Source organism: Shewanella sp. Isolate8 (genome assembly GCF_022398495.1).
Lineage (GTDB): Bacteria > Pseudomonadota > Gammaproteobacteria > Enterobacterales > Shewanellaceae > Shewanella > Shewanella aquimarina.
Map to the genome: position 1 here is coordinate 18,145 of NZ_JAKEVI010000006.1, position 13,911 is coordinate 32,055.

At 52.9% G+C, this 13,911-nt stretch carries 6 protein-coding genes; 4 read left to right on the forward strand and 2 right to left on the reverse strand.

Annotated features, from left to right (window positions below):
• Positions 1–108 precede the first annotated feature (108 nt).
• The 3 genes from L1D43_RS18785 to L1D43_RS18800 all read left to right on the forward strand — a co-directional run bounded on the left by L1D43_RS18785 (position 109) and on the right by L1D43_RS18800 (position 9,324).
• Positions 109–4,563: an EAL domain-containing protein gene (locus L1D43_RS18785; protein WP_239853986.1), complete on the forward strand. Its 4,455-nt coding sequence runs from the start codon at positions 109–111 to the stop codon at positions 4,561–4,563.
• Positions 4,564–4,923: 360 nt separating this feature from the next.
• Positions 4,924–7,137 carry a patatin-like phospholipase family protein gene (locus L1D43_RS18795; protein WP_239853987.1) on the forward strand — a complete coding sequence of 738 codons (2,214 nt, stop codon included), beginning with the start codon at positions 4,924–4,926 and terminating at the stop codon, positions 7,135–7,137.
• A gap of 132 nt (positions 7,138–7,269) precedes the next feature.
• The gene (locus tag L1D43_RS18800; RefSeq protein WP_239853988.1) at positions 7,270–9,324 is read left to right on the forward strand and encodes a M13-type metalloendopeptidase; all 2,055 of its coding nucleotides are present in this window, start codon (positions 7,270–7,272) and stop codon (positions 9,322–9,324) included.
• Between the two features lie 244 nt (positions 9,325–9,568).
• Here the strand turns inward: L1D43_RS18800 and hxpB are convergent, their stop codons facing one another.
• Entirely contained in the window at positions 9,569–10,228 is a 660-nt protein-coding gene (hxpB, locus tag L1D43_RS18805) for a hexitol phosphatase HxpB (protein WP_239853989.1), read from the reverse strand.
• 413 nt (positions 10,229–10,641) lie between these two features.
• Here hxpB and acnB point away from each other — a divergent pair, with 413 nt between their 5' ends.
• Positions 10,642–13,239 carry a bifunctional aconitate hydratase 2/2-methylisocitrate dehydratase gene (gene acnB, locus L1D43_RS18810; protein WP_239853990.1) on the forward strand — a complete coding sequence of 866 codons (2,598 nt, stop codon included), beginning with the start codon at positions 10,642–10,644 and terminating at the stop codon, positions 13,237–13,239.
• Positions 13,240–13,336: 97 nt separating this feature from the next.
• On the opposite strand, the gene rsd is transcribed toward acnB, so the two are convergent.
• Positions 13,337–13,804 (reverse strand): sigma D regulator, encoded by a 468-nt coding sequence (gene rsd, locus L1D43_RS18815; protein WP_239853992.1) that lies wholly within the window; start codon positions 13,802–13,804, stop codon positions 13,337–13,339.
• Between the last annotated feature and the right edge of the window lie 107 nt (positions 13,805–13,911).

The window sequence follows — 13,911 nt, forward strand, 5'->3', positions numbered from 1 at the left end:
GCTTTTTTTTTGGCTGGCTAACTTATATATTATATTTTTGTAACAATTATAAGTTTATCGCGCTATGTCCCAACCCCGCCGTGCTGTTTGTCTGAAATGGGATCTTCTATGAGTTTTACCCAGGCGTTTCGCTTACTAGGCTTTTTGGTATTCATGATTGGCTTTACCACGCCGAGTTTGGCGGGCGATCTGGTACAGAGGGTCTTTAGCGCTCGCGACGGCCTCAACAATGCCACGGTAAACGACATCAGCTTCGATGAGTACGGTTACACCTGGCTCTCCACTGAGCAGGGCCTGTACCGCGTCAGCGACACTAAGGCGCGGCGCATCGACAAAGACGCCAACCATATTCGCCTCTCAGATGAGTATATCTATCTCGTCGAATCCTTGGGTAAACAGCATCTGCTGGTTAGCAGCTATGCCAATACCTACCTGTACGACATAGTTCAAGATGAGTTTGTCCAGCTGGGAAGTAGCGAGCTGTTTCCCAAGTTCAATCCCAGTGGGCTACAGGCAATCACCCGCCAGAAAGATGGCAGCTATGTGCTGCTCAGCTATGTCGGCGAGCTCTACCGTCTGGACTACCAGGCGATGTCGCTCACCTTCATCAGCGCTCTGCCAAGCGATCCCGATATGCCCTGGTTTGTGTTGTCGCAATTTGGCGACTCTCAGCTGATTGTGGGTAAGACTTATGAGCTGCAACTCAGGGACAGCCTGGGGATGCTCAGGGGGATCTTCCCCTGGACAGAGGAGCAGGGCCAGATCAAGAGCCTGTTTGAAGACAGGGCGGGGCGTCTGTGGTTGGGCTCGAGCAATGGTTTATATCGCGTCTATCCCGACTCGTTAACCCTCGAGAAGGTGGAGCAGATCCCCTTCTATGTGACCCAGATGGCTCAGGATAAGCTGGGCTTTCTCTGGCTGTCTGGCCGAGAGGGGCTGATCAAGTGGCACCCCGACACCCTGGAGATAAAGCACTTTAGCAATGAACTGAAGCTGGCGGCCGATCTCGATTATATCTACGACTTGGCGGTGGATGATAATGACCTGGTCTGGGTGGGCGGTTCGGGCGATGGCCTAGCGATTGTCGCCGACGATCCCGACTTCGTACTGGATAACTTTACGCGCAATGCCCCTTATCACCTGAGTGATGAGATGGTTTGGGGTATTTTTGCCGAGCAAACTAAGCTGTGGTTGGGCACAGACAAGGGGCTTATTGAAGTCGATCTCGACGCCAAGAAGAGTGAGACCTACCTGCCCGACGAGATGGAGGTCAACGACAGCGTCTATACGGTGAACGAGTTCGACGAGCAGCGTCTGTTATTAGGCACAACCAATGGTCTGTTTGTCTATGACAAGCAGGCGCATCAAATCAAGCGTTTTGCCGAGATCTCTGGTGGGCGTACCTCGCTCGAAAATAAGATGGTCTATTTCACCTACAAGGATCCATTGATCCCGTCCCGCTGGTGGTTTGTGACAGCTACTGGATTGTTTTATTGGGATAAGGGAAGCTTGGAGCCGAACCGTATGCAGGTCAAGGGGGTTGATGGCATCCAGCATCAGATCCCATTGCGCTCTATCTACAGGGCGGCCGATGGCAAGCTATGGATTGGGGGTGAGAACCTATTTGGCTATATAGATAACAAGGGTCTCTTTTATTCCCGTATCGATATTTTTGCCGACGACAATATCTCAATCGATGTTAGCTATATAAAAGAGATGGATTCCGGCGTGCTTTGGTTAGGTACGTCCCCTAAGGGGTTAGTAGAATATCATCCTAAGACGGGGCTGACCTATTTCCTCACCGATAACTGGCAAGTGCAGTGTAGCTCAGTCTATTTCATCGAGCAGCTTCCCGGTTATCGGGTAGTGGGCTGTCCCAACTCTCTGGTGAGACAGGATCTCACCACTGGGGAGATAACGGTATTCGAGAAGCAGGACGGGCTTATCAGTCATGAACTTAACGATGGTGCTGCCTATTTTGAATCTGGTGTAGGCTTATTCGTTGGTAGCCCAGATGGGGTTACCCTTATTGATGCTCCCCAGATGCGTAACCGCCTCGCGGAAGATGGCATCATGATGGAGTCTGTTTCGGTATTCTATGAAGACAGTACTGACATTAGGTTGGTGCCTGAGGTAGGCATGCTGATAAAACCCGGCGCACGCCTTATCAGCTTTCAGCTTACCAGTCTCGATTATCTGACCGATATTCCGTTTCAGCTACAGTATCGTCTGCGCCGCGGCAAGGGTTCTGAGGAGAGCAACTACTTACAGTTGATGGGCCAGTCGCAGATCAACGTCTCAGGCCTCAAGGATGGCCACTACACCTTAGACATTCTTAGCGAGCAAAATGGCGTCTGGTCACAGACCCCCTATTCGTTCAGCTTTGTGGTTGAAGATTACTGGTGGAACTATGACTGGTTTAGAGGCTTATTGCTTATCTCACTTTTGCTGGTTGGACTCTACTTCCTGCTGTTGCGTCAAAAACAGATAAGCGCCTTCAGGCGAGTGAACAAGAAACTCAAGGAAAGTGAAGACAGGCTGCGTCAGTCTCTGCGGGGCAGTGATTCCGAGCTATGGGAGTGGCACAGCGAGAACGAAACTTTCTCGCTTGAAAACCGGGGGCGCTACTTCCCCGACAGGGGCGATGCCTTCGAGCTTAAGATGGAGGAGTTTCCCATCCACGCCGAAGACCAAGAAAAGGTATTTACCGCATGGAAACGCCTGCTCTCCAAGCTGGATGACAGATTAGATGTGGACTATCGTTACCGCCGTCCCGACGAGTCTTGGGGGTGGACAAGGGTGCGTGGCCGGGCACTGGAGTTTGACCCGGTAAGCGGTCGGGTGAAGAAAGTTGCCGGTATCTATACCGACATCACTACCCAGCGCCGACTGGAAGATGACGTTAAACTCTTGGCCCAGGCCTTTGCTAACACCTCGGAAGGAGTATTGATATTAGATGCCAATGAGCGAGTAAAGGTGTCTAATAAGGCCGCTCAGACGATCTTAGGTATGACGGCCGATGAGCTTATCGACAGATACTTTGCCCAGCTAGTTCATAGCAGTGAAGACAGAAGTGACGAGATCAATATTTTGCTGGAGCAGGGGATTAACTGGACAGGAGAACATGAGTTTCAGTGTTCCGAGGGGCTAATCTGTCCCGTGTGGTTAAACCTGTCGACCATGAAAGATGACCGAGGGGTCATCAGCCATTATGTGGCGGTATTCTCCGATATCACAGAGCGCAAACAGACGGAGGCCGACCTGCGACGTCTGGCTAACTACGATGTGCTAACCGGCCTGCCGAACCGATCCCTGTTCGCCTCGCGCCTGGCTAAGTGTATCCACCGCGCCGAGCAGACCGAAGATAAGCTGGCATTGATCTTCCTTGACCTAGATCGCTTCAAGAACGTCAACGACTCCTATGGCCATAGCATGGGCGATGCCTTGCTGGTGGAAGCCGCCAGTCGCTTGCAATCTTGTGTGAGTGAAAGCCATACCCTCTGCCGTTTCGGTGGCGACGAGTTCGTGATCCTGATGCGTGACATGGTCGATATCGATGAGGTCAACCATCTGTGCGAGGCCTTGATCCGCCAGATAGAGAAACCCTTCGAGCTCTACGGCCGCGAGTTCTTTATCTCCACCAGTATCGGGGTCAGCCTGTGGCCGGATGATGCCAAGCAGCCCGAGGTGTTGATCAAGAACGCCGATCAGGCCATGTATCACGCCAAGGAAGAGGGGCGTGGCAACTTCCAGTACTTCTCGGCCGAGCGCAATGCCGAGGCGCTCTATCACCTCAAACTGGAGGCCGAACTGCGTAAGGCGATGGACAGGCAGGAGTTTGAGCTCTACTTCCAGCCGCAGATCGATATTCTCAAAGACGACAAGGTGGTTGGGATGGAGGCGCTACTGCGCTGGCATCATCCCAAGGAGGGCTACATTCGCCCAGATATCTTCATCAAGGTGGCCGAGTCCTGTGGCCTGATCATCGACATCGACCGCTGGGTGATCAAGCAGGCCTGTATTCAAGGGGCTAAGTGGGCCGAACATTTTGGCGATGAGCTAAAGCTGTCGGTTAACGTCTCTGCGGTGCATTTCAGGCAACCCGACTTTATTCAAGATGTGCAGCAGGCGCTCAAGGAGTCGGGCATGCCGGCCAAGATGCTGGGGCTGGAGATCACCGAAGGTGTCTTGATGAAAGAGCTGCATGTGGCCAAGGATCACCTCAAGGCACTGCGGGAGATCGGCATAGAGGTCGCTATCGATGACTTCGGCACCGGCTATTCGTCGCTCGCCTATCTGCGCAGCTTCGATGTCAGCACGCTTAAGATTGACCGCTCCTTCCTGATCGATATCGCCAATAACGAGGCGGATCAGGCGATCGCCAGCAGTATCATAGAGCTGGCCCGTAACCTCAAGCTGAAGGTGGTGGCCGAAGGGGTTGAGACCCAGGAGCAGTTAGAACAGGTCTTTAGCCGCGGCTGTTACGTTATACAGGGCTACTACTTTGCCAAGCCGATGACTATCGATGAGTTCGAGAAATACCTCTACATCAAGTCAAAATAACGGCTTCGTCATCGCGTCGATAGGGCAAACTTTCTTGTTTGCTAGGGCCTGTTTATCTTTCAGGTATTATTTTTGTTCAATCTAAACGCGTTATGCACTACGCGTGGGCATTGAAGCATAGTGCTCTATGTGAGTTGTGAACAACATAGGGCTGGGCGCGTTTAGATGAACCCTTTGGGCTGCGTTTGTAGGCCATTTCTACTGCGTTATCGCCAGTTTGTGTAGAATCACTACACGACACAGGCTCTGCCTTGTATAAATCACCTGCAAACTGCTGCAAAAACAAACAGGAAAGGTCAACAGGCCCTAGAAGTTTGCTAGAATATTTTGTCCCTCTATTCATAGGAAGATGAATCGCCGATGATCAAGCCTTTTCTACTCTCTTTGCTGCTGGCAAGCCTCACCTTTTCTGCCACGAGCGAGGAACGCCCCAAGATCGGTCTGGCACTCAGCGGGGGCGGCGCGAAAGGGGCGGCTCATATCGCCGTGCTTAAGGCCTTAGAGGCGGAGCATATTCCCGTCGATTACATCGCCGGTACCAGTATTGGCGCCTATGTGGGCGGCATGTATGCCCTGGGCTATAGCGCCGAAGAGATCGAAGATATCATGATGGGTTCCAACTGGAACGCCGGCTATTCAGATACCATTCCCCGTGCGGCCCTCAGCTATCGTGGCAAGCAGCAGCGGGATAGATTCAATATCCCGCTCAACATCGGCTACAGCGATAGCCAAGTCAAAGTTCCTAATGGCGTGTTGCGTGGTCAGTCTATGTCGCTCTTGCTGCAGCACTCGACGGATCTGGTGCATAAGTTTGAACACTTCGATGAACTGCCGATTCCCTATCGCGCCGTGGCCACAGATCTCGAGACCAGTGGCGCCGTGGTGATCGACAGCGGCAGCCTGGTGGATGCGATGCAGGCGTCGGCCACAGTCCCAGGTGCGCTGCAGGCGGCGCAGTATAAGGGGCATATAGTGGTTGACGGCGGAATTGCCAACAATATGCCGGTGGATGTGGTTAAGGCCATGGGCGCCGACATCGTCATCGCCGTGGATATCGGCTCCTCTCTGGTTAAGCGGGACCAGCTAGAGAGCACGATCGCGGTTTTGAACCAACTATCCACCATGCTGACCAATGCCAGCACAGAGCGGCAGAAACAGCTACTGACGACACAAGATATCCTGATCCGTCCAGAGGTTGGCGAGCTCAGCACCACAGACTTTTCCATCATGCCGGAGGCTTATCGCCTCGGTGAGGCGGCGGTTCAGGCCCAGCTGACAAGGCTAAAACAGTTAGCCGTGACCAATGAGCAGTATGCTGCCTATCAGGCTCACAAGGATGCCGCCAGCGTGGGTTGGCTCTACAACCTGTCTCGCCCGGTGATCGAGATCCGCTTCGACAACAACTCTAAGGTGAGCGAGAAACTCTTGGCGGAGACCTTAGGCATAGAGCCGGGTGAGGTGGTCGATAAGACCAAGCTGGAGCAGGGGATCAACAAAGTCTATGCGCTCGACAAATTTGAGCGGGTCAACGCCGAGTTTGTCGACACAGATGAGGGACGGATACTGATTCTGCAGACCCGGGCCAAGTCCTGGGGGCCAAATTATTTCCAACTTGGCTTTAGCTGGGAGGATGACTTCACCCTGGACTCTGTGGTGGCACTGGATGTGGCCTACACCATGACAGATCTGACCGCCTATGGTGGCGAGTGGCGTAACGAGCTGAGGCTAGGTTATGAGAAGATGCTCGCCTCAGAGTTTTATCTGCCCATGGATTCCGATCAGCGCTATTTCTCCCGCGCGGAACTGGGCTATGAGAAGAAAGATTGGACCCTGTATGAAGAGAATAACCGCTTCCTGGATCTCGAGCAGGTCAAGTATCGCGCCGAGTTGGGTATTGGCGTCAACTATATCAAGGAAGGCGTGGTTGAGCTGGGGGTGATGGGGGAGACCGGCTATCTCGATAATGCGGCCTTTGACGGGCGGGCAGATTTTAGCTCCTACGGCGCCTATCTCAAGTTTGGTTTCGATGACTTGGACAGCATCAGCTTCCCGACCTCGGGTAATCGCTTTACCCTGAACATGTACTACCGCCATGAGCAATCTCCCTACATCTTTGACGATGAACCATCGGAGAACTCCTTGCAGATCATGGCCGATTGGCGCGGCGCCCTGAGTGTGGGCAATCATGCCTTTGTGGGCAAGGCTTCGTTGGCGACGGTGGACAAGGAGGAGGGCTTCAGCGTGAATGTCTCCGAGCTTGGTGGCTTCCTCAACTTGTCTGGTTACCATAAGGACGCCTTGGTTGGGCCGCACAAGTTGTTCGGTGCCTTCGTCTATCAATACGATCTGGGCCGGGATATGTTGGGGATGACAGACTACCCTCTCTATCTGGGCGCTAGCCTTGAGGCGGGTAACGTCTGGTCGATCCGCGACAGCGTGAGCCTGAATGATCTCATCTATGGTGGCAGCCTCTATCTGGGCACGGATACCGCCATAGGCCCGGCGGCCATAGGTTACGGCTGGACAGACGATGGCGAAAATACCGTCTTCCTCTTCCTAGGTAAGAACTGGTAGGGCAGCTAAGGCGTCATACAAAGTTACAAAATCACCCTACAGTCCTTGGGGCTGGGGTGTTAGTGTGTCATTCGCAAAGGTCTGTGCAATCAGGCTATAAACAAGATAAAAGTAAGAACCGGGGAATTCGAGATGAAAAAAGTCAGTCATTTAGCATTGGCTGTGGCGTTGGGCTTGGGCCTGGGCGCCTGTGGTAGCCATGACACCACTCAGGTAGAGAGTGTACAAACGACAAAGGTGTCGGGCGTTGAGAAAGAAAACTTCGACCCTCAGGTGCGTCATCAGGACGACTTCTATTACAGCGTCAACGGTCACTGGTTGGCGACCACGCCTATCCCAGCCGACAAGTCTAACTATGGTGCCTTCTCCGTACTCTATGAGCAGAGCCAGAACGCCCTGAAGGAGATTATCGACGAAGTAGCGGCAAAGCCAAACAAGGCCGAAGGCTCTAGCGAGCAGAAAGTGGGCGACTTCTACGCCAGCTACATGAATACCGATCTGGCCGAGCAGCTGGGCGTGACCCCAATCAAGGCGCCAATGGCTGAGATCCAGGGGCTTAAGAGCCATCAGGATGTCGCCAGTCAGATGGGTAAGCTGCTGGTTTCGGGTGTGCAGATGCCATTGGGCTTCTATGTGAATAACGACGCTAAGAAGTCGACTCAGTATGGTGTCTACTTCTATCAGTCTGGCCTGACACTGCCGGATCGCGACTATTACCTCAAAGATGATGCTAAGTTTGTTGCCAACCGCGCCGCGCTGCAAAGCTATGTCACCGACTTGCTAGATAACGCCGGTTATGCCCACGCCAAGCGCGCCGCGAAAAACGTGGCCGAGATCGAGCACTTCCTGGCCGAGAGCCAGTGGACGCGCACCGAGTCACGTGACGCCAACAAGAGCTACAACAAGATGGATATCGCTGGCCTGCAGAAGACGGTCAGCAACTTTGATTATTCACAGTTTGCCAATGGCGCCGACATGAACAAGGTGACCGAGGTGATCGTGCGTCAGCCCTCTTTCTTCGAGAAGTTTGGCAAGCAATTTAACCAGTTCAGCGTCGAGCAGTGGCAAGACTACTTGATGTTCCACCTGGTGGACAGCTATGCCGAGCTGCTGAACAAAGAGATGGTCGATCTTCACTTTGCCTTCCACAGCAAGACCCTGATGGGTATCGAAGAGCAGAAGCCGCGCTGGAAGAAGGCGGTTGATGCGGCGGATCAGGTGATCGGTGAGCTGGTGGGTAAAGAGTACGTCAAACGTCACTTTAAGCCAGAAGCCAAGGCCCGCATGGAGAAGATGATCCAGAACCTGATCAAGGGCTTCGAGGTGAGCATCAACGAGCTAGAGTGGATGACACCTGAGACTAAGGTGGCGGCGCAAGAGAAGTTGTCTAAGTTCAACTACAAGATCGGTTATCCTGACAAGTGGAAAGACTACACAGACCTGAGCATCAAGGCCGATGATCTGGTGGGTAACTATCAGCGTTATGCGCATTTCGAATACAAGACCATGCTGGATAAGCTAGGTAAGCCAATCGATCGCACCGAGTGGCACATGACGCCGCAGACGGTTAACGCCTACTATAGCCCTGTGATGAACGAAATCGTCTTCCCTGCGGCCATTTTGCAGCCTCCATTCTTCAACATGGATGCCGACGATGCGATCAACTATGGCGGTATCGGCGCCGTGATCGGCCACGAGATCAGCCATGGTTTCGACGACCAAGGCGCCAAGTATGATGGTGACGGTAACCTGAGAGACTGGTGGTCAGACAAAGACAGAGAAGAGTTCAAGAAGCGTGGTGCTAAGCTTAGCGCGCAATACTCTAGCTTCGAGGCCTTGCCGGGTAAGTTTGTTAATGGTGACCTCACCCTGGGTGAGAACATTGGTGACCTGGGTGGCCTGACCGTGGCGGCACGCTCTTACAAGTTGAGCCTTGACGGCAAAGAGGCGCCAGTGATCGATGGCCTGACCGGCGAGCAGCGTCTGTTTATCGGCTGGTCGCAGGTGTGGCGTCGTAACTATCGCGACGAAGAGCTGGGACGTCGTCTGCTGACCGACCCACATTCACCAAGCCACTTCCGCGCCATGGGCACGCCGCGTAACATTCCAGCCTTCTACGAGGCGTTCGATGTGAAGGCGGGCGACAAGATGTATCTGAGCGAAGAAGATCGCGTCAAGATCTGGTAGGCCTAGGTTCGCTTTTCAAAGCAGCTTAAAGCAACAAAAGCCCATCATAGGATGGGCTTTTTACTGTCTGAAACCTGTGATACCAATCGTAATAAACAATTGATCATTCTAGCTTGTTAAAACGCTCGATAACTGTATTAGTATTTTTAATTATAGAATAACTACTTATCTAAAAATCCTGCTTTGTTCTCAAGCGTTTTTCCTGCGCTATTTCTGATCACATGTTTACTGTGATTGGTATGAATTATCGGGCGAGATAGTCCGCCAGTTCGTCGAGACTGACCAGCTGCTGGTGGGCGGCGGCCCATCTGGCCTGGCTCGCCTCATGGGGCGCGGGGATCACCACAGTATGCATGTTGGCGGCCCTGGCGGCGATCAAGCCGTTGAAGGAGTCTTCCACCGCCAGGCACAGTGAGGGCGAGACATTCAGGGCCTTGGCACAGTTGAGGTACACCTCTGGGTGTGGCTTGCCCAGAGGCAGCGCCTCGGCGCTTTCGATGGCATCGAATAACTCAGCGATGGCCAGCTTTTGCATCACGGCATCGATTAACTCCTGAGGCGATGAGGTGGCCAGGCCTATCTTGACGCCGCGCCGCTGGCAGGCCTCAAGCGCCCTATGGACGCCTGGCATCGCCTCGCCACTGCGTAGGATCTCGCTTGCGACCTGCTGCACTATGGCATCTGATGTCACCTGATTATCATAGTCTGCCCAGGGATGGCGCTCATACCAGTAGGCCACGACCTGATCGATACGCAGTCCTGTGGTTTGCTCGGTATCGCTGAGGCTGATGGGGAGGCCAAGCTGGCTCAGCACCTTGTACTCTGCGGCCTGCCAACTCGGCTCCGAGTCGATAAGTACGCCATCCATATCGAAGATGACGGCCGATAAATGCATTTGGCTCATGATGTAGGCCCTTACTGGTTCATTTTGGCGAAGGAAGTGGAATATTATGCGAATTCTTCGAGTATTTACGAGTGAGATACGAAAATTTTTAAGATTATTTTTCCCGCGAAAGCCATCAATTCCATCGTTTGGAATGAATTTAGGATAACTCTTTAATCGTTTTAATAACAATGGGTTATCTAGGTATTCAAACTATTGTCTAATTTCATTTGTTTCAGGGCTAGGCTAATTTGCTGGGCACCCTAGGAAATCCCGGTAATTTCTCACTTCTAAGAGTGTGATCTGATTCATACTTTTGCAAAGCTGTAGTATAATGCGGCCGGAAATACGGGTTGAGCCTGCTTGACTGTGAGCTTCAGAATTGAAGACGTGCAGTTTCGCTGTTAGAACGCCAAACAAAGAGGAATGTTGCCGTGCTAGAAGCATATCGTAAACACGTCGCAGAACGTGCTGCAGAGGGCGTAGTCCCTAAGCCACTAGATGCCCATCAAGTGGCCGAATTAATCGAATTAGTGAAGAATCCACCTGCGGGTGAAGAGGCATTTATCCTCGACCTGCTCGAAAACAGAATTCCACCAGGTGTTGACGAAGCGGCCTATGTGAAAGCCGGCTTCCTCGATGCGGTTGCCAAAGGCGAGGCAACGTCTCCTATCCTGTCATCGGCACGTGCCGTTGAGCTACTGGGTACCATGCAGGGCGGTTACAACATCGAGCCGCTGATTGCTCAACTCGACGATGATGCCCAGGCCCCATTGGCGGTTAAGGCACTATCAAACACCCTGCTGATGTTCGATGCCTACCACGATGTGGTTGAGAAGATGCAAGCGGGCAACACCCATGCTAAGCAAGTGGTTGAGTCTTGGGCGAATGCCGAGTGGTTCCTCAGCCGTCCTAAGCTGGCCGACAAGGTTACCCTGACCGTATTCAAGGTGACGGGTGAAACCAACACAGACGATCTGTCACCTGCACCGGATGCCTGGTCTCGTCCAGATATCCCACTGCATGCCCTGGCGATGCTGAAAAACGCGCGCGATGGCATAGTGCCAGACGAAGCGGGCGTAAAAGGCCCAATCAATGAGATCGAATCTCTGAAAGAGAAGGGTCATCCACTGGTTTACGTGGGCGACGTTGTGGGTACAGGTTCTTCACGTAAGTCTGCGACCAACTCTGTGCTGTGGTTCATGGGCGACGACATCCCATACGTGCCTAACAAGCGTGCCGGTGGTTTCTGCCTAGGTGGCAAGATCGCGCCTATCTTCTTCAACACCATGGAAGATGCCGGTGCCCTGCCAATCGAGCTGGACGTGAGCAAGATGAACATGGGCGATGTGATCGACATCTACCCATACGAAGGTGTGGTTAAGCTGCACGGCAGCGACGAAGTGATCTCTGAGTTCAAGCTTAAGACAGACGTGCTGCTGGACGAAGTCCGTGCCGGCGGTCGTATTCCGCTGATCATCGGTCGTGGTCTAACTGACCGCGCTCGCGAGACCTTAGGTCTGCCAGCCTCTGACGTATTCGTACGTCCACAAGATGTGGCCGATTCTGGCAAGGGTTACACCCTGGCGCAGAAGATGGTGGGTAAGGCATGCGGCGTAACCGGTGTGCGTCCTGGCCAATACTGCGAGCCTAAGATGACCTCTGTGGGTTCACAAGACACCACGGGTCCTATGACTCGTGACGAGTTGAAAGACTTGGCATGTCTTGGCTTCAGTGCCGACCTGACCATGCAGTCATTCTGTCACACAGCCGCTTATCCTAAGCCTGTGGACGTGAATACTCACCACACACTACCTGACTTCATCATGAACCGTGGCGGTGTGTCGCTACGTCCAGGTGACGGTGTTATCCACTCATGGCTGAACCGTATGCTACTGCCTGATACCGTCGGTACGGGTGGTGACTCGCATACTCGTTTCCCAATCGGTATCTCTTTCCCTGCGGGTTCAGGCCTAGTGGCCTTCGCCGCCGCGACCGGTGTTATGCCGCTGGATATGCCTGAATCTGTACTGGTTCGCTTCAAGGGCGAGATGCAGCCTGGTATCACACTGCGTGACCTGGTACATGCTATCCCACACAAGGCGATCGAAATGGGTCTGCTGACCGTTGAGAAGAAGGGCAAGATCAACGCCTTCTCTGGTCGTATCCTGGAGATCGAAGGTCTAGAGAAGCTGAAGGTTGAGCAGGCATTCGAACTGTCTGATGCATCAGCCGAGCGTAGTGCCGCCGGTTGTACCATCAAGCTGGACAAAGAGCCTATCATCGAATACCTCAACTCTAACATAGTGATGTTGAAGTGGATGATTGCCGAAGGTTACGGTGACCGTCGTACCATCGAGCGTCGTATCGCTGCGATGGAAGAGTGGCTGGCGAATCCAGAGCTGATGGAAGCCGATGCTGACGCAGAATACGCCGAAGTGATCGAGATCGATCTGAACGAGATCAAAGAGCCTATCCTGTGTGCGCCTAACGATCCAGATGATGCCGTTCTCCTGTCTCAGGTGAAAGACACCCAGATCGACGAGGTTTTCGTTGGTTCTTGTATGACTAACATCGGCCACTTCCGTGCAACCGGTAAGATGCTGGACAAGTTTGCCAAGACGCTGCCAACTCGTCTGTGGATCGCTCCACCAACTAAGATGGATCGTGATCAGCTGACAGAAGAAGGTTACTACGCCATCTTTGGTCGTGTCGGTGCGCGCATCGAGATCCCAGGTTGTTCTCTGTGTATGGGTAACCAGGCTCGTGTTGCCGAGGGCGCGACGGTTGTATCGACCTCTACCCGTAACTTCCCGAACCGTCTGGGTACTGGCGCTAACGTCTACCTGGCGTCTGCCGAGCTGGCCGCGGTTGCCGCACTGCTGGGTCGTCTGCCAAGTGTTGAAGAGTATCAGGAGTACGCCAAAGAGATCGATGCGACAGCAGCCGATACTTACCGTTACCTGAACTTCGACCAGATCGATTCATACACACAAAAAGCGGGCGAAGTGATCTTCCAGTCTGCCGTGTAATCAAGATTGATGATGTAAAAAGGCCAGCTGATTAGCTGGCCTTTTTTATGTCTGCTCTTCGGTGAGATTCACATAGGCATCCGGACAGATACTGCTATTAGGAGTACTTGCTGTGCAGCACTTCAAGCAGCTGATCTTCTAGCTGGAAACGTGTCTCCATGGCATCGCCGAGAGAGGAGAGATCTTTGTCCAGCTGATAGAGGATCTTGTCGTCGCTGGCGCTGGTGTATTTGTCGTTGAAGTCCAGGGCGAGATCCGTCGTCTCGCTGATCTTAGGGACTATGGTCTGTGCCAATGTCTGACTGGATTCGCCATTCTTCTCACAGGCGGTGACCACGCGATCATAGACCTCGAAGTGCCCCTCGGACACATAATCGACCAGGAGATCACAGAATTCTTTGACCGCTTTGAAGGCGGGAAGTGATTTGTCTATCGCCTCGTAGGGCGGCAGCCCGGCAATTTGGCAATAGTTAATCAGCAGCTTACGACGGTGATTCAGCCATTGATCAATCAGTGTATTGGAGCCACCCCATTTCTGTTCGGCCCGTTCCAATTGCTTTAGCATAATGGTCCCCATCGCATTGTTCTTCTATGACTTCTAATGTAGGTGAGAACCACCGCTTTGATCAACCATTTTTTAGTCTATCCTGGCGATCTTTCAGCTGGTCGAAT

Excerpts from the sequence above, each read along its gene's own strand:
- hxpB (WP_239853989.1), bottom strand. The coding sequence starts at position 10,228 with ATGAGCCAAATGCATTTATCGGCCGTCATCTTCGATATGGATGGCGTA.
- L1D43_RS18795 (WP_239853987.1), top strand. The coding sequence starts at position 4,924 with ATGATCAAGCCTTTTCTACTCTCTTTGCTGCTGGCAAGCCTCACCTTT.
- L1D43_RS18800 (WP_239853988.1), top strand. The coding sequence starts at position 7,270 with ATGAAAAAAGTCAGTCATTTAGCATTGGCTGTGGCGTTGGGCTTGGGC.
- rsd (WP_239853992.1), bottom strand. The coding sequence starts at position 13,804 with ATGCTAAAGCAATTGGAACGGGCCGAACAGAAATGGGGTGGCTCCAAT.
- L1D43_RS18785 (WP_239853986.1), top strand. The coding sequence starts at position 109 with ATGAGTTTTACCCAGGCGTTTCGCTTACTAGGCTTTTTGGTATTCATG.